Source organism: Chryseobacterium sp. sg2396 (assembly GCF_042610505.1).
Classification (GTDB): Bacteria; Bacteroidota; Bacteroidia; order Flavobacteriales; family Weeksellaceae; genus Chryseobacterium.
On record NZ_JBHGAQ010000005.1, the window covers coordinates 156,392 to 180,000 of the forward strand.

The window sequence follows — 23,609 nt, forward strand, 5'->3', positions numbered from 1 at the left end:
TGACATGAGCAGTTTTTCTATAAAATTGAGTGGGTATTAATTATTTAAGCTGAATTCCTGCTGGCATTAATATTTCCGAACAGTGAACGCGTTACCAGCTTTTTATAGGCTTCTATATTGCCTTCTCCTTTCTGAATTTTCATCAGGGCGTACTGCTGAATACTCAGGAGCGGTAAAACGATTCTTTCACGGATTTTCACAGATTTACGTGACAGCGGGTCTTCCTGCTGCAGCATGCTAAAACCGGTGAGTTCCAGCATGATATTTTTGGAAAGGTTGTACTCGTCAAACAGGATATTCCAGAAAGCACCGAATTTCGGATTGTTTTTAATGTAATAGGTTAACGGGAAATAGGTTTTGTTCATGCTCATCATGGAATTTAGCACCAGTGTTTTAAAGAAATCGGATCCTTTGTACAGTTCCCTTACTTCTTCAAACCTTCCCTGTTCTTTCAGTTGCTTCATGGCAAATCCGAAACCGAAAAACCCGGGAACGTTCTGCTTCAGCTGTGCCCACGATCCCACAAAAGGAATCGCCCGCAGGTCTTCAAACTTCAATTCGTTTCCGGCACCTCTCTTCGACGGACGGCTGCCAATATTGGTTTTTCCGTAATATTCCAGCGTACTCATTTCCTGGAGATATGGCACAAACATGGGATGCGCCTTCAGATCCGAATATTTTTGATAGCTGATTTCCGCAAGTTCGGCAATAAGCGCCCTTTCTTTTTCCGAAAGTTCTTTTTTTGAATTTTTGAAAACATCGTTTTCCACGCCGGCCGTCAGCAGCTGCTCGAAGTTGTATCTGGCCTGCTCTTTATTTCCGAAAATGCTGGTGATCGTCTGCCCCTGGATTGTCAGTTCAATCTTATTATTGGCAATGGTTTTTCCCTGGGAAGCGTAGAAATCGTGGGTTTTTCCGCCGCCTCTTGCCGGCGGGCCGCCTCTTCCGTCAAAAAATACGACTTTGATCCCTTTCTCTTCGGAAAGCCGGGTTAAGACTTCTTTAGCCTTATAAATCTCCCAGTTGGCTTTCAGGTAACCGCCGTCTTTGGTTCCGTCTGAGAACCCAAGCATAATCGTCTGCTGGTTTCCTCTTCTTTCCAGGTGTTGCTGATATACCGGATTTTGGTAAAGCTCCTGCATGACATTTTCAGCATTGGCAAGGCCTTCCATCGTCTCAAACAACGGAACAATATCCATGTTGATCTCTTCTTCCTTATACCCGCAGATTTTGAAAAACGCATAAACATTCATCACATCTTTCACCGCATCGGAATTGGAAATGATATAACGGTTCATTCCCCGCAAACCGTTTTTCTCCTGGATTTCGGAAATCTGTGATACTGTAAGCAACGTGTCTCTTACGATATCCTCGAAATCACCGGTATTTATTTTATCTTTTGCTTCAATTAAAGTATTGAACTTTCCTTCATAAGAAGCCTCCATTTTCCCGGATATTTTTGCAAATACCTCATCAATCACTTTCTGGTGGATCCGGCTGTCCTGGCGGACATCCAGCGTGGCAAAATGGGTCCCGAAAATCTTCACCCGGTCCCTGAAGTTCACCAGCACGTCCAGAAACAGGGAATCGTGTTGTTCAACCAGAATTTTTTCCGCTTCGTCCAGTCTTTTCAGGATATCTTCGGCCTCAATTTTTTCATTCCTGAAAATCGCGGTGTAGAGTTCGGCGCTCAATTGTCCCAAAACTTCCGACACACCTCTGAAACTAAGTCTTCTCCTGACGGATTTCAGGTGGTTGTAATACGCTTTTAAAATGGCAGTCCGCAGTTCTTCCGCTACTCTTTTAGTCACGTCTGCCGTTACGAACGGATTTCCGTCGCGGTCTCCGCCCGGCCAGAATCCCAGCTGAATCAGGTCTTCGTGCAGATGAAAACGACCGTTTCCGAAAGTCGATTTGATCTTGGTAAAAAGTTCGCCGATTGAGTCGTAATACACATATCTCAGGTAATAAATAATACTCAACGCCTCATCGATCGGGGTCGGTTTTTCTTTGTTGACGAAAGGCGTTTTGCCCAACTGCTGCAACAGCATATCGATATTGGTAATGGAGTCCGTGGTGATCGCGTTTCTCAGATCGTGCAGGATCCGTTGTACCGAATTAGGGTAAAACTGGGTGGGGTGCGCGGTAAATACGATCTTCACAGCAAAATCCTTCAGTTTTTCACGAATCTGCTCCAGCTTATGATCCTGGTAAGAACGTTCGTACATATTCGTTACCGTCCCGGTATCGCTTTCCGAGTGAAGGTTCGGGAAGGCCGCATCTTCTATACTATCGAACAAAACCACCTGCCGTTCAATATACTGGATGATCTTGAAAAGCAGTTCGAGCTTCTGCTCTTCGGTCTGCAGATCGGTATGGTTTTTAAAGAATTCCTCGACGATTTCTTCCGGGGTTTTTCCGGCTTCATAGCCTGTTTTGCTTTCTTCACAAAGAAACGGAAGCAGCATCCCGATGTTCGTCATTTTATCATAAGGCAGGCTCATAAACAATGAATTGTAGATCTGGAACTTATTTTCCACGATCTGCCTGAATTTTTCTGCGCGTTGGTCGTGTCTCATGATAACAAATGTAGGGGATTTTGGTTTTAATTCAAATGGAATTCGATCAATTAATTTTAAAAATTAAATCGTTTTGTCTGAATATATCAAAACTTGTTATCTATAAATTAATCATAGAAATTAGTTTTAAATCATATATTCGCAAAAAATTAAATACAAATGAAATTCGGAATCATCTTCTACTCAATACTAGGAATTTTAGCGTTAATCATCGGAGTATATCTGCTTCAATATCTTTTATTCCTTTCCGTTATATTTTTTATCGGCGCGTTCATCAACGGCGTTTTTATTTACCAAGAATATCAGATATACAAAAGCGATAAAATTGAATATAATGAACATACGCTTACTGATGAAGTAATCATTAAATATTCGCTGCCGGGCAGGATTATCGCCATTGCAACATACAGTATCTTTGTAATTCTCGGCATCTTTTTTATATGCTGCATACGTCCAAAATTCAATTTTATAACCGTGCTTATCTTGGTATTATTAACGGCTTTTACAGTATATTTTATCGTTAAAATAATTTCAGAAATCAAAAAAATATCAGCCGTCATTATTTCTATTGATGGAAAAGGGATTCAGGTAAAAGAACATGCAAGATATTTGTGGAATGACATCCAACTCGAAAAAATCACAGTTAAACGTCTGGTGAGCCGGGAATCAAAACACGATTACAGACCGGAAATGAATTATCTTTACTTTTTTCATAAAGGTGAAAAAATAGAAATCAATATGGACGATTTCTATATGACGGATTATCAGCTTTCACAGGTTTTGAAGATATTCAGAAGCAGGTTTAGTCAATCAATTAATTTAAAATGAAAATAAAATTTAAGAATCCTGTCATCAGTGTCTTTCTATTTGTCGTAAGCTTCTTTTGCCTCGCTCTGCCTTTTCTTTTTTATCATGCAACTTCTTTTTTGAAAAAGGGGGAATATTTATGGTTTTTATATTTTAATGGTGTTTTTATTTTCACCATTGTCTTTATGCTTACCAGAAATTACTTCGAATTGGTACGGGCTGAAATTAATGATCAAAACCTTATCTATCACAATTTTATATTCATCCAGTCCTCTATTCGGATATCAAAAATTAAAGGTTATAAAATAGGTATAAGTGATGACGGAAAAAACTTTATAAGCATTTACGATCAGGATAACAAAAAACTTTTTGTTTTGAAAGAAAATTATTATTCCAATATACCGGAGTTTACAGAAAATATGAAAATTGAAAACATCGGAATAGATTTTACAGCCTTTCAACGAATTATTTTAAGACTTAAAGGGAAAAAATAAAGATAATAAAAATTCATTTTTTACATTTAATAAGTAATTTTACAAATCACACAAAATCAATCCCATGAAAAAACTTTTCCTTTTCCTCATCATAATCTTCCTTTTCACTGCCTGCGGGGAAGACTGCTACAACGCGCCGCAGCCGATCGCTTTTAAGTTGGTGAATACCAACGGAGAAAACCTGATTACTAACGGGACATTGACGAACTATTCTGTGAAGGAGGAAAACCAGAAGACCATCCAGCTCACCAAAACCGATGAGAACCTGCTGATCCTGGAAAATGTAGGGGCTTACAACGGTACAAAAAACTATACCTTTTCTTCCAATGTTAAAAACTTTACCTTTACAATACAGTCGTCGGAGTTTAAAGGCGGATGCGACGGATATCAGATCAACAAGCTTACTTTTACTGGCGTAGGAATTGATGTGAAAGATGAGAACGGCTATTACAAAATTATATTTCAGTAAGTTTTAGCTGTCATTATTTACAAGAATTTGAGAATGAAAACAATATTTCCGGCTTTGTGGTTTTTATCAGGTGTATTATGGGGACAGAAAAATATCCCTGCCGATTTCAAAAGAATCCCGGAAATTTTAGACAATACCGAACTCCTTTATCCTTTTGTTGTTCCGGATAAAAAATATGGCTACTGGTCGGTGCTCCGCAACAATCCTGATCCCGATAAAGCCATTATCTACGAAAGCCAGATGCCGGACCATATGACGTTAAATGATCCCGCACCGGAAAAGGGCTTTTTCCAGAAATGCCTCGGCGAAGATTGTTTCTCTTATCTTTTAGCCTGTGAAAATGGCAGATCCAGGTACTTTTCAGACGAACAGCAGCTCCGGAATTTTATCGGGTTTGTCGATAATCTCCCGGAAGCTATTTTACTTTCCAACACCTACGGCTATATGGTAGATACCGGCAACCCGCAGGGCAGCTCTTACAAAATGGAAGACCAACATATTTTGCTGTATCTGGTAAAACCGAAAAACGACCTGCCAATAAAAGAACCTTTCCTCATTAAGATCTATCGGAAGACCGGAAAACTGGAAGCGAAGAAGATCGGGAGATGATTTTAGGCTGGAAGAGGAAAGCTGGATGCTGGATGTTTTTCCGGTCAATATTATGCCTAAAAGGCTATATCAACCTCAAGAAAACCATTATCAAACTCAAATAAGGTGTTAGAAAAATGAAGAGCTTTGGCTTAAGCCTGCATTCACAACTTTCACCTGCTAACTTCCAGCACGCCGCACCCAGCTTCCAGCCTCCAGCAATATTTCCAATAGTTTTCATAAAATGGAATCATTAGAATTTTAGAACTTCTTTAATTGAATTTTCTTTAGACAATGCGTAAATTTGGGCTACATTAAATTTAAGAACAATGCTTAATTTCGAGTTTAAAAATCCAACCAAAATACTTTTCGGAAAAGGGGAAATTGCTAAAATTTCCAAAGAGGTTCCTGAAGATGCCAACGTTTTAATGATTTATGGCGGCGGAAGCATCAAAAACAACGGTGTTTACGATCAGGTAAAAGAGGCTTTGAAAAACCATCAGGTGTACGAATTCGGCGGAGTACCGGCAAATCCGGAATACGAAGTTTTAATTGACGCCCTGAATCTTATCAAAGAAAAAAATATTACTTTCCTTCTTTCGGTAGGCGGCGGTTCCGTGATCGACGGGACAAAATTCCTTTCGGCAGCGGCAAACTATGAGGGTGAACCGTGGGAAATCCTGACCAAGCCCGTAAGGACTTTTGAAGGGGAAGGACTTCCTTTTGGAACCGTTCTGACGCTTCCGGCCACAGGTTCCGAAATGAACTCCGGATACGTAATTTCCAGAAGGGAAACCAACGAAAAATTGTCGACAGGAGGCCCGGGACTTTTCCCGCAGTTTTCGGTGCTGGATCCGGAAGTTGTAAGGTCAATTCCGCCGAGACAGATCGTCAATGGATTAACGGATGCTTATACCCACGTCCTGGAACAATATATGACGGCTCCTTCGTCAGCAGATTTACAGGAAAGAATTGCGGAAAGTATCCTGATCAGCCTACAGGAAACCGCCCCGAAAGTACTGGCCGATGATTTCGATTACGATGCCGCCGGAAATTTTATGTGGTGCTGTACGATGGCCCTTAACGGACTGATCCAGAAAGGCGTGATCACCGACTGGGCCGTGCATGCAATGGGCCACGAGCTGACTGCTTACTTCGGGATCGATCACGCAAGAACCCTCGCAATTATTGCACCTTCCCACTACCGATATAATTTCGAATCTAAGAAAGGAAAACTGGCCCAATACGCAGAAAGGGTTTGGGGAATTAAAGACGGAACAACGGAAGAAAAAGCGGAAGCCGGCATCAGAAAGCTGGAAGAATTTTTTCATAGTCTGAATATCCAGACCAGACTTTCGGAATATACCGAAGAGTACAATGGTACCGCAGAACGCGTAGAAAAAGCATTTACCGAAAGAAACTGGCTCGGCCTTGGAGAATATAAGAAGCTGACGCCTCAGGATGCTTATAAGATTGTGGAGATGAGTTATTAGAAGGTTGGAAGCGGGAAGCCGGGTGCGGGAAGTTTGTAAGGATAAAAATTCCGGTAATGAACTTCCGGTATCCGGCACACTGCTTCCAACCAATTTACCTTTTCTGCAAACATTCGTTTAAAAAACATGGATTTCATTATATATATTTCAAATTTATTTATATTTTAGCATATTGTAAATTTGTAAAAATGAAAAAAACATTACTTTTATTTGCCTTTTCAGCGCTAGCGCTTACTTCTTGTAAAGATGATGATATCCAAGCTTATGAAATGGATATGATGAAAGGCGATTGGAAGATTAGTAAAAAAGAAGTAATATCCGGGAAAGACGATAAGACTGCACTTAATACTGAAGTTCCTACAGGATGCAGTGTTAAGAATAATCTGGAGTTCAGGACAGACTATTATACCTCATTTACCACTTATGGCGGAACGGGAACAGACTGCCAGGTGGCTACGAAGCTTGAAGGAACTTACACTTATAATTCCGACACAAAGGATCTTGTGGTTACCTACAAGAACAACAGCCCGGTAAGTTACCGAATCGTTGTGCTTACCAGCTCGGAAATGAGAATCAAGCAGACCTCGGGCAATATCGATCAGAACGGAGATACAATCGTAGATGCAGAATACATTACCTACAAAAGATAAAAAAGAAACTCCCGAATTTTTCCGGGAGTTTTTTAATAAATGAAACAGAGAATTTAATATATCCTAAAATTATTAAACAATGAAGAAGATATTTTCAGCATTTTTACTGCTTACTTTTGTCCTGTTCTTTTCACAGGAAAAGCCGATGTTCTGGCAGGACATCCAACGTTTTAAACAACTGGATCAGGAAAATCCACCGGCAAAAAATGCCATCCTTTTAGTGGGTAGTTCCTCGTTTACCAAATGGACGGATGTTGCCCGCTACTTCCCGGATAAAACCATCATCAACAGAGGATTCGGCGGATCCAGACTTACGGATCTTAACTATTATGCCAATGGTCTCCTGAATCCTTACCAGCCCAAACAGATCATGATCTACTGCGGTGAAAACGATTTTGCGGATAATGATCAATTAAAGGCAGATGTAGTTGTGGACCGGTTTAAAACTTTTTATAAAAAAATCAGGTCTAAATTTCCTAACATCGAAGTGGATTATATTTCGATCAAATATTCCCCGAGCCGCGAAAAGCTTTGGCCGCAAATGAAAGAAGCCAATAAAAAGATCGCTGCCTTTATGAAAAAACAGCCTCATTCAGCATTTATCGATATTACGAAAGTCATGCAGGACGGCCAAGGAAACGTAAGAAAAGATCTCTTTGTAGAAGATATGCTTCACATGACACCGGAAGGCTACAGGCTCTGGACCTCAGTAATGAAACCTTATATGAAATAAGATGAACAGAGCTGCCCGGAATCTGCCTATTTACAAAAAGGCTGAAGAAATTTATAAAACGGTAACCATTATTACGGATCTGTTTCCGGAAGACAACAATTACCTGCAGAGCATCAAGTCCCATATCCTTGAGGACAGCATGGTGATCCTGGCGAAAATTTCCGGGGCCGAGGCCGTTAAGCTGTATGATATCAAAATGGAAAATGCGGCTATTATCCGTAAAGCGGCAAGGGATATTATGATCAGCGGAAATAATCTTGAAATGTTCGGCTTTGCGGATGCAAAATATTATAAACTGATCCGCAATCTCATTGAAGAATTCCGGGTTTTATTCGTAGACTGGGTAGCCGGATTCGATCCCAAGCATTTTATTGTGGATGATTGGGGGCTATTCAATCCACCCGGTATCACTACTGATTATGTCCAGCGTGACGATGAGCTTGATTTTTTGGATGAAGACCAAGATGATGAGGTATAGATAAAACTAAAGGCTGTTTCATGAGTAATGAGACGGCCTTTTCAATTTAAAAGATAATTGGAAAATTAATTTTGATGAAGTTATTTTTTTTCATTTCTTTGCATCTTTAAAATTAATATAAATCCATGAAAAAGCTATTATTTCTCGCCGTATCGGCCGGCTTCATTTTTACTTCATGCAATAATGACAATGAAGGAGACTCCAACTCGATCGTAGGTACCTGGAGACCTGTAAGCGAAAAAGCCATTTCCGGAAAAAACGGAAATACCCTGTACAACGATCCCCACTCTTCCTGCTACAAAAAGAGTACATTTAATTTTAAATCGAACAACACCGTATCCAGTACGATTTACGATGAAAACTCAAGCGGGAACTGCGAAAATTACGGAACTGATACGTCTCCGTATTCTTATGATCCGGGAAACAAGCAACTTACCGTTGATGGTGAAACCAGCGAAGTGGTAGTCCTGAACAGCAAAGAACTGCATGTTGTGAGTGATTATGATGACGTAAACGGTGACGGCGTTGATGATAAAATTATTCTGGTAATGGCCAGATAACAGAAACACCCGGAAATTTCCGGGTGTTTGCTTTTTATTTCTTTCTTTTCGATTTTGATATGGCTTTCTGCTGCGCCCTGTTGGCTCCGAATTTTTTCGGTGCTTTTCTTTTTGAAGGCCCGCCCCAGTTTTCTTTGGTATTTTTCGCTTTTTTCTCATGGAATGCGCCGCCTCCTTCGCCGATTTTTACCATCGCAGGATTTTTCATAACTACCTGCTCTTCTTCAGAAGCGATCTTTTTAGGGTTGATCTTCACCTCTGAAGGGAAATCGATGTACTGGAGTTCCTTATCCATCAGCAATTCTATATCCAGCGCCAGGGTTTCTTCTTTTTTGGTAACGAAAGTAATGGCCTTACCATCTTTGTCCGCCCTACCCGTTCTACCGATCCTGTGGATGTACTGCTCGGGAATATCAGGGGTTTCAAAGTTGATGACATGGGTAATATCCGAAATATCCAGACCTCTGGCCATAACATCCGTTGTAATCAGGCCTTTGATTTCTTCCTGCTCAAAACGTTTCATCGCCTTCAGCCTGTAGTTCTGGGATTTATTGGAGTGGATGACATCAAACTGTTCAGGGAAAAGCTCGTCGATTTTCGTAAACAGCAGGTCTGCATTTTTTTTATTATTGGTAAAAATCAACACCTTGGACATATCGGCGTCCGTTTTCAGCAGATGTTCAAGTAAATTGATCTTGGTATTAAAATTCTCGACTTTATAAGCCGTCTGCTCGATTTTCTCAAGCGGCGTTCCCGATTTGGCGAGGGAGATTTCAATAGGACCGGCAAAATACGTATCCAGCATTTCGTCTACCGCATCGGTCATGGTTGCGGAAAAAAGGATATTCTGCCTTTTGTCCTTCATCATTTCAAAAATGTGGGTCAGCTGCGGCCTGAAACCAAGGTTCAGCATTTCGTCAAATTCATCGATGATCAGCTTCTGGACTTCTTTCAGGGAAATGGCATTGTCAATGGCAAGATCCATTACCCTACCCGGTGTTCCGATCAGGATATCGCATCCGTTATCGAAAAGCAGCTTCTGGGTATTGATGTTTTTACCTCCGTAAATTCCGATCACTCTTGCAGTAAGATTTTCCGTTAGCTTTTCTACGACTTCCGTTACCTGAACCACAAGTTCCCTTGTAGGAACCAACACCAATACCGTGGGATTCCCGGATTTGTTGTATTTCCAGGTTTTCAATACCGGTAACAGATAAGCCAATGTTTTTCCGGTTCCGGTTTGGGCAATACCCATTACGTCGCGTCCGGAAAGAATCGGCCCGATACTCTTCTCCTGGATCGGAGTAGGTTCAAATAAATTCAGGTCTGCTAAAACATCAAGGATTTTAACCGGCAGGTCAAAGTCTGCAAAAGTGAGTTGTTCCATTCTGCAAAGATAGACATTTAATTTTTTAAAGTTTAAAAATCTAAACTGCACTGACTGTGCAGATTTATTTAGACCAAAGTTATGATTTTCGATGATGCTTAAATTAAAGATTTACGAAATAGCACACCTTTGGCGTGCATCTCATTCACCGTTACTATTGCTACACAGATAGTATTCCTACGGAATATAGATTTTTAGGGTTGATCTTAAATTGGGTTTAAACTTTAAATTTAAAATTAATCATGCAGATTTTGCAGATTGCGCAGATTTCATCTTGAAGGCTAAGAATATCATCACTAATTCATCTCTTCTAAAAAATAAGTAATAGCACATTCCCGTCATTCATCGTTGCCGTTAAAACAGGTTTGCTCCGGAGGAGCAATATCTGTGTAGTTAAAGTTATAACAGAACTCCAGCGGAGTTCTATCTTTTTTATAGCCGATATTGAGATAACACACCTACGGCGTGCTTCTCATGCTTCCTTTATAATTGCTACACAGATAGTATTCCTACGGAATATGGACTTTTAAAATTGATGTTAACATTTCATTTTAAACAATGCATAATCAAATCAAACCGATGCGTCATTTATTTCCTCGTAATCCTCAGCAAAATCACAATGATTAAAAATACGGAAAAAATAAAACCCAGTACCGCTACCAAAGACAGTTCGCCAATCCTCGGGCCCGCTTCCGAGACAAAAACGATGGCGGTGGCAATGATGTTTGCACCTAAAACCATCGCCAATATCAGGTTGACAATGCTGGATTTGATCAGCTGGTTGGTTTTTTCAATATTTTTGATCTCGCTGGAAACGGTAAATTTATTTTCATCCAGCTTCTGCAAAACGGAGCGCAGCTCTTTCGGGATTTCATCTACATTATCGGTAAACATCAGCATCCGGTCCATTCCCGTTTTCATCAGGTTTTTGGGACTGATTTTTTTGACAAATATTTTCCTGGTGTAAGGATGAAGGCTTTTAACCACATCAAGATCCGGATTAATCGTTCTTCCTACCCCTTCGATCAGGCCGATTCCTTTAAACAAAAGGTAAAAATAATCCGGCATGTACAAACGGTTGTCTTTCAGGACATCTTTCATTTTATTGATAATCGCCTGGGGGTTGATCTCTTTTAATGAGGTACTGTGAACAAAGTTCAGGATATCCTCAACATCGGCCTCAAATCTCTTTTCATCCGGGATCTGATAGCTCACTGCCATTTTCTTAAGATAGCGGACAATTTTATGCGGGTTTTTCGCAACGAAACTTACAATGAGGTTTTCCAGGATTTCCTTATCATTCGGCGGAATCTTTCCGACAGCCCCAAAATCGATGAACACCACTTTTCCGTCTTTTTTTACCAGAATATTCCCGGCATGCGGATCGGCATGGAAAAACCCGTAGTCCAGGATCTGCGAAACGAAAAGCCTTAAACCGGTTTCGGAAATATACACCGGATCAATGTCATATTCTAAAAGCGTCTTGGTATCTGTCACTTTAATCCCGTCGATAAATTCCATACAAAGAACATTGTTGTTGGAATAATCTTCATAGACTTTCGGAACGTACGTCTCTTTGCTGTTCTTAAAGTTCCTTCTGAACTGCAGGATATTTTCTTTTTCATTGATTAAAGAAACTTCTTCCAGTAAAGATTTCTCAAAAGTGGAAATCGCCTGCTTCAGATTCAGCTTCTCACCAATTTCTGAATAAGAGGATACCAGTTTTTCCAGATCCTTGATCAGCAGCAGATCATCTTCGATCAATGTCTGTACATCGGGTTTTTTAATTTTTAAAATAACGTCTGTTCCATCAGCGAGGACGGCTTTGTACACCTGTGCGATGGATGCTGTTGCGAGCGGCTTTTTTTTTATTTCAGAAAAGTGGTTCTGAACACTGATATTGAATTCGTTTTCCAGGATTTCTTCCACATTCATTTCTACCGTTTCCACTTTATCCTGAAGTTTCTGCAGTTCCTGGATAAGTTCCGGAGGAAGCAGATCTTCCCGGTTGCTGAAGGTCTGCCCCAATTTTACAAAGGTAGGCCCCAGCTCTTCCAGTACCAGCCGAATTCTTTCGTAGACCGTGCCTTTGGAAATAACTTCATCCGGATTTACGGGAATATCAGCTTTGTTTCCGCTGTTCATCCTTGCCAGCATATCTTTAAAGCCGTATTTGCTTAATACGGAAATGAGCCTGGCCGATCTTTTTAGTTTTCTTTGCTGCTTATCAAACATATTCCTGAAATATAGGTGCAATTTAATTCAAAAATTATTCCCTGCTGAACTTAGAGCCTGCTTAAATTTACCTTTTATATTTTAACATTAAGAATTTAAGGTATTTTAAATCAATGTCTAGGTTGCCTGGCCATATTCACCTTAAATCAACCGAAATCATCGTATTAAAATGAAGAAAAAACAAAGTTTATTTAATTCAGAAAATTAAGAGGAAGTGATCGATAGTTTGTCGGATCAAAATTTAGACAGGCTCTTAAATTTTTGTAGCAAATGTTAAATAAAATGTAATTATTTTCTGCAATGGAGATTATGTCCTGATTTTCTTTAACTTTACATTCACCAAACAGTGAAACTAACCTATAAAATTATTAAAATGAAAAATTTAAAAAAAGTATCAAGATCGGAGATGAAAAGTATTTCAGGAGGCGGACCTTTCGTCAACTGCTCAAACAAATGCTGTCCTGATGACGGAAGACCGAGATGTCCGAGATTAATCTGCCCGGCCGTAGTTTGTCCGCAGGTACTGTAATCCCCACGCAGCTTAAAACAAAAACGGAATGCAAATATGCGTTCCGTTTTTTATTAGCTAAAACACAGGTATAGTAGATTCTTGTAAGGTTAATCATCCCCTAGAAAAGAAGAGTACACCAATATTTAAAAATCTTTGATTTTTAATCTTATGTGTTCTGAAGTATTTTCATAGTCTGGATTTCAGATCTAGTGTTTCTAATGTGTTCATGCTTTAATTCTGTTTACTTTTTAGCTAAAAGATCAGAAATTACTTGAAATAATACCTTTTTGAATTTTAAAATTCCGAATGTAAAGCCAATAGCAAAAACATAATGGCTATCTGCTACTTACGCATTATTTCAGGTAGGTTTCATATAAATCTTTCCGGCGGTCTTTCATGACCTGAACAGAGCCGTGATGGTGAAGGTCTTTCAGCAGGTTCAAATCCACATCAACAATCAGGGTCATTTCCGTATTCGGGGTAGCTTCTCCTTTGACGGCATTCGATGGAAAGGCGAAATCAGACGGTGTAAATACGGCCGCCTGCCCAAATTGGATGTCCATATTGTTTACCCCCGGAAGGTTTCCGACACAGCCTGCTATGGCTACATAACATTCATTTTCGATTGCTCTCGCAGCCGCACAGTGGCGTACCCGTGTGTACGCATTCTGGGTATCGGTAAGGTAAGGTACGAACAGGATTTTCATGCCCTGGTCGGCCAGGATTCTCGGAAGTTCCGGAAACTCCACATCATAACAGATTACCAAGCCGATTTTTCCGCAATCCGTATCAAAAACACGGATTTCGTTTCCGCCTTTCATGCCGTAATATTTCCTCTCGTTCGGGGTGATGTGGACCTTTCGGTACTCGTCTACCCTGCCGTCACGGTGAAGGAGATAACTGACGTTATACAAGTCGTTGTTTTCAAAAACCGGCATGCTTCCGGAGATGATGTTCACGTTATAACTAATGGCCAGATCCGAGATTTTCATTCTGATTTCTTCTGTAAGCTTGGCCAGCTCAATCATACTGTCCCTTTCTGAAAGTTTATTAAACGGTGCCAGTAAAGGAGTGTTGAATAATTCAGGGAAGAGTACGAAATCGGCTTTGTAATCCCCCATCACGTTCACGAAGAATTCTACCTGTTCATAAAAGGCATCGATGTCCTTGAAATGCCGCATCTGCCACTGCACCAGTCCGAGCCGGATGATGCTGTCCTGCATTGTTGTTGTCTTCTTGCTGTAGTAAATATTATTCCACTGCAGGAGTACGGCATTTTCGCGGGAAGATTCATCTTCAGGAAGGTACCCTTTCAGCACCTTGATCGGCAGGAAATTATTGGAAAGCTGGAACGAAAGTACCGGATCATAAATTTCCTTATCACGGACTTTCCGGATGTATTCCCTTGGTGAAAGATCGGTGTGCTTATGATAATTCGGTATTCTGCCTCCCAGGATAATCGACCGCAGATTCAGCAGTTCGCAAAGTTCTTTCCGGGCATCATACAGCCTTCTTCCCAAACGCAGCTCCCTGAACTCCGGATCTACAAAAACTTCAATTCCATACAGGACATTTCCCGTAGAAATATGGGTATTGAAGGTGTAATTTCCCGTAATATCGCTGTACGTATGGTCATCACCGAATTCATCGTAGTTGACAATGATGGATAAGGCCACGGCAGCCAGTTTCCCGTCTACCGTAATGCAGATTTGCCCTTTCTGGAACATGGTCGTCAGCTTTTCAATGCTTCTCCTGGACCAGACGTATTCCGACATTTGCGGATAAGCCCTCTTCATGGTCTCTACCAGTTCCGGATAATCGGCTACGGTGAGCGCTCTTGTTTCTATTTGCATCTGATGTAATTTTGTTTAAATGTAGGCAATTTTTAAGTAAATAAAGATGGATAGGAATACGAAAATGGATAGGATCAATTGGCACTTCCGGGCATACTCATCTCTGAAATACGGCTAAGATCCACAGAATCATTGGCCATATCGTATTTTACATACATGATCTTCCACTTCTGCTTCATTGCCTCTTCCATTGACGGATAATGGTCTTTAATTATAAAATGTTCTTTCATCCGGTTAAAATCCTTATAATCCAGCTGAAAAATATCTTTAAGCTTTTCAGATACCAGAAATTCGTAACCCTTATATTTGAAATACCCGTATCTGCCATTTTCAAGATCATCTTCCCTTTTAAAAAAATTCTCTTTTACAACAACAGGCTTATTATTGGTAAATAAAATCTTCGCTTTTTTTTCTTTCGGAATTGATATTCCTGAAACCATGATGAATTTTTCCGGGTTTCCATTTCCCAGATCTTCAACGAATTTATCAATCTGTGCCGTTATTTTCTTATTCCTGACAATGTCATTTATTTCAGGATCTTTCTGACAGCCAAACCACAGTAATACGATTATAACGGCAATGATATTTTTCATGTATGAATTTTTAATTTCATAAATGTAAGAAATTCAAACCAGACGGCATGGGACTTCGAGGTCTTCCGTAAGATAATAGCTGCAGCATAACCGGTGGTAGCCGTCGGCGATAATCAGCTTTTCATGATTGCCACGGACCAGAAGAATAGGAGAAAGCTTCTTGCTGTTCTTTACTTTTTTAAGGTTTTCCTTTACATGGATGTTGTCTTTCGGGAGCAGAGGCAGACTACTCGCCCGGAAAATATCTTTCGATTTCTTTTGAATTGTTTTTGCCTGCTGCAGTTTCTGAACGAATGTGGCCGCGGTTTCAGGTTCAAAGATCAGTTCAAGATAATCCTGAGCGGCGGGAAAGTCGTGGTCTTCAGGCTCAGGCAGCCAGATGTTACTGTACTGAGCGGCTTTTTGTTTGGTATTCATCGTATGCCGTGTTAAAATTGGTAAGCGTGGATTCTGGTGTCGTTCATCATCTGGTTGATAAGTTGCTGATGGCTATTGATGTTACCCATGATTTTCCAGGTGGTAGAAAAGCCATTGGCATCATAACGCTGGCGGACCAGGGAGAACTTCAGGCTGTAACGGTTAAAAAGGGTTTCACAATATTCAAGATCGTTCTGATCCAGGGTGGTAATCGAATATTCCCTGATCTTATGACGGTTGTCGATGAAATCCTGAAAATAAGAAAGAAAAGTGAGGATCAGCAAAACAAGCGCTACTCCCAACAATGCCAGGTAAATATGTCCGGAACCGATGCACATTCCCAGAGAAGCGGTTGCCCAGATGGTGGTTGCCGTCGTAATGCCGCCGATTTTATTATCATCCTTGAAGATAACGCCGGCCCCAAGAAATCCGATTCCGGTTACGATATTCGCCGCCAGCCTGTCCGGGTTGGCAATACCGATTTTCAGGGAAAGGATGGTAAAAAGGCAGGAACCGAAACTGATCAGGATGAACGTTCTTAATCCTGCGGATTTGTTGCGATATTCTCTTTCAGCTCCGATCAGGAGGCCGATGATAACGGAGATAACAATAAGTAACAGATCATTTCCGGTAGTCCACGTTCCGATTATTTTCATGAGGTAATTAATATCAAAAATATAAAATAATGGGGTACGGAGTTGAATTGCGTTATTAAAATTTGATTAAATATAACGGGCTGGAAGATGGGTGCTGGAGGCTGGAAGTTTTATAATCGAATACAGTCATATGCAAATCAAAAGCATTATGTATGTCTTATACGAACAATTATTTTTTAAACCTGCTTCTATTTTCAAACGCAAAGTTTATTTTTCATACTGTATTATGTCAGCTGGCAAAGAAAGGATCAGTAAACTGATCTGATGAAGCGTATGCATAATCAATATGCTTTATCAGTAAAAATGCCGCTTTTCCTCTGTTCTTTAATCTATTAATGACGATCAGGTTTTGTATTTTAAGAAGTAACACTCTTGAGCATCTGTGAAAATTTATGGTGTTGAATTAAACCTGACGGGTTTTTGGAAACCCGTAAGGTTGGATTGGTGTCTGTAAAATAAAAAAAACCTCCCTTCCGGGAGGCCAAAAAAACACAAATGATGAAAAAAAATTATTTCGAAGTACAAAGGTATTCCGAAGAAATTTATTCTTTTATGAGTATAATCAATCTCGTTAAATTACTCCCACTCGATGGTTGCAGGCGGTTTACTTGAAATGTCATAGGCGACTCTATTGATTCCTCTTACCTCGTTAATGATCCTGCTTGAAACAGTATCTAAAAATTCATAAGGAAGCCTGCTCCAGGTCGCCGTCATGAAATCGATAGTATTTGCTGAACGGACAACCGCCGTATATTCGTACGTTCTCTCGTCTCCCATTACGCCTACGGATTTTACCGGAAGCAATACCACGAAAGCCTGGGAAACTTTCTCGTACAAATCGTTTTTGTACAATTCTTCGATGAAAATATCATCGGCTTCCTGCAGTATTCTTACTTTTTCAGCGTCTACGGCTCCGAGTATCCTGATACCCAATCCGGGACCCGGGAAAGGGTGACGATGTACCAGATGATGAGGAATACCCAGTTCTTCCCCTACTTTTCTTACTTCATCTTTGAAGAGTTCTCTTAAAGGCTCCAGCAGCTCGAATTCCATTTCTTCCGGAAGACCGCCTACGTTGTGGTGGGATTTGATTACGGCAGACGGCCCGTTCACCGACTGGCTTTCGATCACATCCGGGTAAATGGTCCCTTGTGCAAGGAATTTAGCCCCTTCAATTTTATGGGATTCTTCGTCGAAGACATGGATGAATTCGTTTCCGATGATCTTTCTTTTGGCTTCAGGATCGTCAACACCGGCCAGCTTGGATAAAAATCTTTCGGAAGCATCTACCAGCTTGATGTTCATGTGGAAATGCTCTCCGTAATTATCCATTACCTTTTTACTTTCGTCTTTTCTCAATAACCCGGTATCTACGAAAATACACGTCAGCTGATCTCCGATGGCTCTGTGTATTAACACAGCAGCTACCGAGGAATCTACTCCACCGGAAAGACCAAGGATCACTTTCTGATCGCCTACTCTTTCACGGATTTCGGCTACGGTTTTGTCGATATAGTTGGTCAGTTTCCAGTTTTTCTCTGCATCACAGATTCCAAAAACGAAGTTTTCCAACATTTTGCCGCCTTCTTCGGTGTGGGAAACTTCCGGATGGAACTGTACACAATAGATTTTCTTTTCTTCGTTGGAAATGGAAGCGATAACACCGGATTTTGCATTTAAATCAAACCCTGCAGGCAGCTGTCCCACTTCGTCGAAATGGCTCATCCAAACTACGGAATTATTGGTTATGCCTTTTAATAAAGAAGATTCTTTTACGATTTCCAGGTGGGCTTTTCCGTATTCCCCTTTTACGCCTTTGTGCACTTTTCCGCCCAAAAGGTGCGCGGTAAGCTGCATCCCGTAACAGATTCCCAATACCGGGATTCCCTGTTCGTACAACTCTTTTTCTACAAGGTGGGCATTTTCTGCGTTTACGGAGCTTGGTCCTCCGGAAAGGATGATTCCTTTCGGCTGTTTTTCAAGGATGGTTTCCAGAGGGGTGTTGAATGGTAAAATTTCGGAGTATACGCCCATTTCACGGATTCTGCGTCCGATCAGCTGGTTGTATTGGGATCCGAAATCCAATATGATAATACCGTTGTTCATTTTTATAATTGATGAATAATGATTGATAATTAATGTTTAAACGGGCTAAAGCCCCTATTGATGAAAAATGACTGCCGTTTCTGCAAAGACCACTGCCCCAGCCCTGATAGGAGCGGTTACCCCACAGCGGGCCGGCAAGGCCGGGGCGCGAGGAGTATGAGCGGATAGCAGGTTCCCGGCTCCTTAAAAAAAAGCCCCGAAAAATCAGGGCATTATTTTTAAAACTTTCCGATGTCTTCTCTGTAGAAGCCGTAATCGAAATGTACGTGACCAGCGTCTTCGTATACTTTTTTGCGGGCATCTTCGTACGTAGCTCCGGTAGCCACGATGTTCAGTACCCTTCCGCCGTTGGAAACCACTTTGTCTCCTTTGCGGATGGCTCCTGCGTATAAAAGTTTGCTGTATTTCAGACGGTCTTCACCTACGATTTCAAAGCCTGTCTCAATATTTCTAGGGTAACCTCCTGAGCACATTACCAGACAAACGGCTTTTTCATCCTTGAATTTGAGTTCGATGTCTTTTCCTTCCATACAATCCTGGATCACATCCAATAGGTTGTTTTCCATCAAAGCCATCAGAACCTGAGTTTCAGGATCCCCGAATCTCATGTTATATTCAAGAAGGTACGCTCCTTTTTTGGTCACCATCAGTCCGAAGAAAATGATTCCTTTGAAGCTAAATCCTTCCGCTTTCAGTCCGTTAACGGTCGTTTCCAGAATATTCTTTTCAAAATCCGCGTAGTGTTCCTGGGTGAATTCAGGGCTTGGTGCTACACATCCCATTCCTCCGGTGTTGTGGCCGGTATCCCCGTTACCTGCTTTTTTGTAATCTTTGGCAGCGATACATGGGAACAATTTATTTCCGTTGGAGAAAGCAATAATGGAAGCTTCAAAACCGTCAAGGAATTCTTCGATTACCAGTCTGATTCCTGCGTCTCCGTAGATTCTCTTGATCATGAAATCGTGGATGGTTGCTTCCGCTTCCTCACGGGTATCGCAGATCACCACGCCCTTTCCTCCGGCAAGGCCGCTGGCTTTTACCACCAACGGATATTCGTGATCCTGCACATAGGAAATGGCGTCATTGTATGAATCAAATACTTTGGCCGTAGCGGTTTTGATACCATAGGTCTGCATGAATTTCTTGGAAAATGCCTTACTTCCTTCGAGGCTGGCCACTTTCTGGTTCGGGCCGAACACTTTAAGGTCGTGCTTTTTAAATTCATCCCGGATCCCTGCAACCAGAGGAGCTTCCGGACCTACGATGGTAAGGTCTACTTTTTCCTTGATGGCAAAATCCCTGAGATCTTTAATATCGGGTATGTTAACGTTTTGTCCTATAACATCTGTCGTCGCATTTCCGTTAGCAAAAAACATTTTTGTAATTCTCGGGTCATTCTGAAGCTTTACTGCCAAAGCAGATTCTCTTCCCCCTTCACCTATGATTAATATTCTCATACTTTATTTAATTAACTCGTCTATAATTTACAAATATATCATTTTGGACGGTATAAATACAATCCAGACTTATTTTTAATTCTATTTTAATTAGTGTAAAAAGTGTCTTATTCCAGTGAACATCATAGGAATGTTGTGCTCATTGGCTGCATCGATGCTATCCTGATCTTTTACGCTTCCTCCAGGCTGGATGATAGCCGTGATTCCTTCCTGCGCGCAGAAATCCACGACATCACGGAATGGGAAAAAAGCGTCTGAAGCTAAAACAAGGGCACCTGAGAATTTCTCTTTCGCTCTTTCAATCGCCTGCTGGGTCGCCCAAATCCGGTTCACCTGTCCGCCACCGATCCCGAAAGCCTGGATTCCGTTGGATACCACGATCGCATTGGATTTTACATATTTTACCACTCTCTGGGAAAACAGCAATGCTTTTCTTTGCTCTTCAGTAGGCTGGGTTTCAGTCACTACTTTGATATCGTCTGAGAAAATGCTGTCGTTGTCCTGAACCAGGATTCCGCCATCGATCTTTACCCAAGTCTGCTTATCGGAAACCGGGTTAACGATTTTAATGATTCTTAAGTTTTTCTTCTTTCTTAAAACTTCAAGGGCTTCCTCATCAAATTCGGGAGCCATTACGATTTCAAGGAACGTTTTGTTCAGTTCTTCTGCTGTTGCCGCATCGATTTTGTAGTTCATTGCAACAATTCCGCCAAAGATGGAAACCGGGTCGCATTCGAACGTTTTCTGATAGGTTTCAAGGGCTGAAGTTCCGATCGCCACTCCACAAGGAGTAGAATGCTTAACGGCGCAACAAGCCATTTCTTCTTTAAATTCCGTAACCACTTTCCAGCAAAGGTCCATATCTCTTAAATTATTAAAAGACAATTCCTTACCACCTAGCTGTTCAAAATCCTTCATCGCTCCGTTCTCGAAAGTAGAAATGTAGTAAGCAGCCGTCTGATGCGGGTTTTCACCGTATCTCAGATCGGAAACTTTTTTGTAGGAAGCATTCAGATAAGCAGGATATTCTTCATCAAGCAGCATTCTTGAGATCGCCGCGTCATAAGCCGAAGTAAGGTTGAATACTTTTCCTGCCAGCTTTTTACGGGTTTCGATGTAGGTATCGCCGTTCTGTTCCATTTCTGCCTGTACAGCAGCATAATCTTCCACATCGGTAATTACCGTTACGGAATCAAAGTTCTTCGCCGCAGAACGAAGCATGGAAGGACCGCCGATGTCGATAAATTCTACCTTTTCGTGAAGAGAAATGTCTTTGTTTACATTCTCAAAGAAAGGATACAGATTTACGATCACCATGTCGATCAGCCCGATTCCGTGTTCCTGAACAGTGTTCATGTGTTCTTCGTTGGAACGCACGGCCAACAGCCCGCCGTGTACTTTCGGGTGAAGGGTCTTCACTCTTCCGTCCAGCATTTCAGGGAAATCGGTTACTTCATCAATCTGAATGGGATTTAAACCAGCGTCTTTCAAATGTTTGAACGTTCCTCCCGTAGAAATCAATTCATAATTCCGGGCTTCGAGAAACTGTGCAAATTCGGTTAATCCGCTTTTGTCAGAAACACTGATTAAAACTCTCTTTTTACTCATTTTACTTTCGATTTTTTACTTTTTACAGCTATTTCAAACTGTAGACCGGTTCTTTCACCTCCGGTCTTTATTTTTACTTAGATTTTTACTTGTTTGAGCACTTTGTTAAATGCTACTGCCGGGATCACTCACTAACCACCCCGTCAAAAATTCTTTCTGAATTTTTGCCACCCCTCCAAGGGAGGGGAATTTTCTTTATTACCCGTTGCCCAATACTTTGTTGATGGCTTGCGGGAAGATCTCGTATTCTACCTGGTGGACTTTCTGAGCAACAGTTTCCGCGGTATCTTCTTCCGTTACCGGAAATGATTTCTGAAGGATGGCTTCCCCTTCATCGATTCCGGGTGTTACAAAATGTACGGTGGCACCGCTTTCTTTTTCCTTTGCTTCAATCACCGCTTCATGAACATGGTGCCCCCACATTCCTTTTCCTCCGAATTTCGGAAGCAGTGCAGGATGGATATTGATGATCTTTCCGGTCCAGTTTTCACAGAATTCAGGCTTTAGAATGGATAAAAAGCCGGCCAATATGATGAGATCCGTACTTTCAGGAATAACTTTTGCCAGTTCGCTGCTGAAATTCTTTCCTCTCGGAATAAGAACATTTTCTATATTATGTCTTTTTGCCCTTTCCAGTCCGAAACATTCCCTGTCAGCTACTACCAAAGATACTTTTGCATTGGGGATTTCCCCGCTGTCGATGGTATCGATGATCCGCTGAAGATTGGTTCCTGAACCTGAAACGAGTACAACAATGTTTTTCATAATTATAATGTAACCATATATCAGTATACCAACGTAACAATGTTTAAGATTGTTAAATTGCTACATTGTTATATTGGTAGATTTATATTGAAAGATTGATCTTTTCGTTTCCTTCGGTAATTTCCCCGATTTCATAGGCGTCGTCCAGAAGATGAAGGACTTTTTCCGCATGTTCCGTATCTACGACCAAGATCATCCCTACCCCCATGTTGAAGGTTCCGAACATTTCTTCGCGTGCTACGCCGCCTCTTTTTTCAAGTTCCAGCATGATGCCAGGAATTCTGATTTTTGAAGCATCGATGGAAGCACATAAACCGTCGGCGATAATTCTAGGAATATTTTCGTACAATCCTCCGCCGGTGATGTGGGCAATTCCTGCTACTTTCACTTCTTCAAGGATTTTGTGGATGTCTTTGTAATATAATTTAGTAGGTACTAAAAGCGTTTCGTATAATGGTTTGCCTTCAAATTCTTCATTGAAGTCCGGGAAGACTTTTCTTACGAGGGAGAATCCGTTGGAGTGGAATCCTGAGCTTGGCAAAGCAATGATTTTATCTCCTGCTTTGATCTGGGAACCATCAATGATTTCATCTTTTTCAACAATCCCTACGCAGAATCCGGCAACATCGTAATCTCCGGGCTGGTACATTCCCGGCATTTCAGCCGTTTCACCGCCGATCAGGGCACAGTTGTTGTCTTTACAGGCATTTACCATTCCCAGGACGATTTCCGCAGCAATTTCGGAATCCAGTTTTCCGCAAGCCAGGTAATCGAGGAAGAATAAAGGTTTTGCCCCGTGGCAAAGGATATCATTGGCACACATTGCAAAACAGTCTACCCCGATGGAGTCGTATTTTTTGGAATCCAAGGCTACTTTAAGCTTTGTTCCTACACCATCGGTTCCTGAAACCAACACCGGGTTTTTATACCCTCCGATTTCATAGAAAGCTCCGAAACTTCCCAAATGGTTCAGTACATTGGAATTGTGTGTTTCGCCCACCGCCTTTTTAATCTTGTCAACGGTTTTGTATCCTTCTTCTTTGTCTACGCCTGCTGATTTGTACGTGTTGCTCATGCTTAATAATTTAACAATGTATCAATCTAACCGATGTAACAATAAAAGCCTGGCCGGCAAACTGGTATATTGATCAGTCGATACTTTTATTTCTA

21 protein-coding genes are annotated in these 23,609 nt (G+C 41.2%); 9 read left to right on the forward strand and 12 right to left on the reverse strand.

The genetic code is table 11. From position 1 onward, the window contains the following. Positions 1-44 precede the first annotated feature (44 nt). Positions 45-2,579, reverse strand: a complete 2,535-nt coding sequence (locus tag ACED20_RS07285) for a phosphoenolpyruvate carboxylase (protein ID WP_378104045.1) — start codon at positions 2,577-2,579, stop codon at positions 45-47. Positions 2,580-2,738: 159 nt separating this feature from the next. On the opposite strand from ACED20_RS07285, the gene ACED20_RS07290 reads away from it, so the two are divergent. From ACED20_RS07290 to ACED20_RS07325, 8 genes are all read left to right on the forward strand, one after another. Continuing rightward, entirely contained in the window at positions 2,739-3,407 is a 669-nt protein-coding gene (locus ACED20_RS07290) for a hypothetical protein (RefSeq protein WP_294239978.1), read from the forward strand. Positions 3,408-3,944: 537 nt separating this feature from the next. Next, positions 3,945-4,349 carry a hypothetical protein gene (locus tag ACED20_RS07295; RefSeq protein ID WP_294239983.1) on the forward strand — a complete coding sequence of 135 codons (405 nt, stop codon included), beginning with the start codon at positions 3,945-3,947 and terminating at the stop codon, positions 4,347-4,349. 33 nt (positions 4,350-4,382) lie between these two features. Next, positions 4,383-4,958, forward strand: a complete 576-nt coding sequence (locus ACED20_RS07300; protein WP_294200659.1) for a hypothetical protein — start codon at positions 4,383-4,385, stop codon at positions 4,956-4,958. Positions 4,959-5,266: 308 nt separating this feature from the next. Continuing rightward, the gene (locus tag ACED20_RS07305; protein ID WP_294239987.1) at positions 5,267-6,430 is read left to right on the forward strand and encodes an iron-containing alcohol dehydrogenase; all 1,164 of its coding nucleotides are present in this window, start codon (positions 5,267-5,269) and stop codon (positions 6,428-6,430) included. Between the two features lie 188 nt (positions 6,431-6,618). After that, positions 6,619-7,080 carry a lipocalin family protein gene (locus tag ACED20_RS07310; RefSeq protein ID WP_294200662.1) on the forward strand — a complete coding sequence of 154 codons (462 nt, stop codon included), beginning with the start codon at positions 6,619-6,621 and terminating at the stop codon, positions 7,078-7,080. A gap of 79 nt (positions 7,081-7,159) precedes the next feature. Continuing rightward, complete coding sequence (locus ACED20_RS07315; RefSeq protein WP_378104047.1) at positions 7,160-7,813, forward strand: GDSL-type esterase/lipase family protein; 654 nt, start codon at positions 7,160-7,162, stop codon at positions 7,811-7,813. A gap of 1 nt (position 7,814) precedes the next feature. After that, positions 7,815-8,291 (forward strand): hypothetical protein, encoded by a 477-nt coding sequence (locus ACED20_RS07320; RefSeq protein WP_294266830.1) that lies wholly within the window; start codon positions 7,815-7,817, stop codon positions 8,289-8,291. Positions 8,292-8,416: 125 nt separating this feature from the next. Next, complete coding sequence (locus tag ACED20_RS07325; RefSeq protein WP_294239993.1) at positions 8,417-8,851, forward strand: lipocalin family protein; 435 nt, start codon at positions 8,417-8,419, stop codon at positions 8,849-8,851. A gap of 34 nt (positions 8,852-8,885) precedes the next feature. Here ACED20_RS07325 and ACED20_RS07330 read toward each other — a convergent pair whose 3' ends face one another. Continuing rightward, a complete protein-coding gene (locus tag ACED20_RS07330; protein WP_294233155.1) occupies positions 8,886-10,238 on the reverse strand; it encodes a DEAD/DEAH box helicase in 1,353 nt (450 codons plus the stop codon). Between the two features lie 588 nt (positions 10,239-10,826). After that, a complete protein-coding gene (locus ACED20_RS07335; protein ID WP_295211427.1) occupies positions 10,827-12,473 on the reverse strand; it encodes an AarF/ABC1/UbiB kinase family protein in 1,647 nt (548 codons plus the stop codon). Between the two features lie 373 nt (positions 12,474-12,846). On the opposite strand from ACED20_RS07335, the gene ACED20_RS07340 reads away from it, so the two are divergent. After that, positions 12,847-13,002 (forward strand): hypothetical protein, encoded by a 156-nt coding sequence (locus ACED20_RS07340; protein ID WP_294200674.1) that lies wholly within the window; start codon positions 12,847-12,849, stop codon positions 13,000-13,002. A 335-nt stretch (positions 13,003-13,337) separates the two neighbouring features. On the opposite strand, the gene ACED20_RS07345 is transcribed toward ACED20_RS07340, so the two are convergent. The 9 genes from ACED20_RS07345 to purM form a co-directional block, all read right to left on the reverse strand. Further along, the gene (locus tag ACED20_RS07345; protein ID WP_295211430.1) at positions 13,338-14,837 is read right to left on the reverse strand and encodes a carbon-nitrogen hydrolase family protein; all 1,500 of its coding nucleotides are present in this window, start codon (positions 14,835-14,837) and stop codon (positions 13,338-13,340) included. Positions 14,838-14,911: 74 nt separating this feature from the next. Continuing rightward, the gene (locus ACED20_RS07350) at positions 14,912-15,430 is read right to left on the reverse strand and encodes a hypothetical protein (protein WP_378104050.1); all 519 of its coding nucleotides are present in this window, start codon (positions 15,428-15,430) and stop codon (positions 14,912-14,914) included. A 33-nt stretch (positions 15,431-15,463) separates the two neighbouring features. Beyond that, a complete protein-coding gene (locus ACED20_RS07355; protein WP_294266841.1) occupies positions 15,464-15,847 on the reverse strand; it encodes a hypothetical protein in 384 nt (127 codons plus the stop codon). 11 nt (positions 15,848-15,858) lie between these two features. Then, the gene (locus tag ACED20_RS07360; RefSeq protein WP_294223344.1) at positions 15,859-16,503 is read right to left on the reverse strand and encodes an MgtC/SapB family protein; all 645 of its coding nucleotides are present in this window, start codon (positions 16,501-16,503) and stop codon (positions 15,859-15,861) included. A gap of 576 nt (positions 16,504-17,079) precedes the next feature. After that, positions 17,080-18,609 carry a glutamine-hydrolyzing GMP synthase gene (gene guaA, locus ACED20_RS07365; protein WP_295211437.1) on the reverse strand — a complete coding sequence of 510 codons (1,530 nt, stop codon included), beginning with the start codon at positions 18,607-18,609 and terminating at the stop codon, positions 17,080-17,082. A 218-nt stretch (positions 18,610-18,827) separates the two neighbouring features. Then, positions 18,828-20,066, reverse strand: a complete 1,239-nt coding sequence (gene purD / locus ACED20_RS07370; RefSeq protein WP_294200683.1) for a phosphoribosylamine--glycine ligase — start codon at positions 20,064-20,066, stop codon at positions 18,828-18,830. Between the two features lie 90 nt (positions 20,067-20,156). Continuing rightward, positions 20,157-21,674 carry a bifunctional phosphoribosylaminoimidazolecarboxamide formyltransferase/IMP cyclohydrolase gene (purH, locus tag ACED20_RS07375; RefSeq protein ID WP_295211439.1) on the reverse strand — a complete coding sequence of 506 codons (1,518 nt, stop codon included), beginning with the start codon at positions 21,672-21,674 and terminating at the stop codon, positions 20,157-20,159. A gap of 198 nt (positions 21,675-21,872) precedes the next feature. After that, positions 21,873-22,439, reverse strand: coding sequence for a phosphoribosylglycinamide formyltransferase (gene purN, locus ACED20_RS07380; RefSeq protein ID WP_294223414.1), 567 nt, complete (start codon positions 22,437-22,439; stop codon positions 21,873-21,875). 82 nt (positions 22,440-22,521) lie between these two features. Continuing rightward, positions 22,522-23,514: a phosphoribosylformylglycinamidine cyclo-ligase gene (purM, locus tag ACED20_RS07385; protein ID WP_294240010.1), complete on the reverse strand. Its 993-nt coding sequence runs from the start codon at positions 23,512-23,514 to the stop codon at positions 22,522-22,524. Between the last annotated feature and the right edge of the window lie 95 nt (positions 23,515-23,609).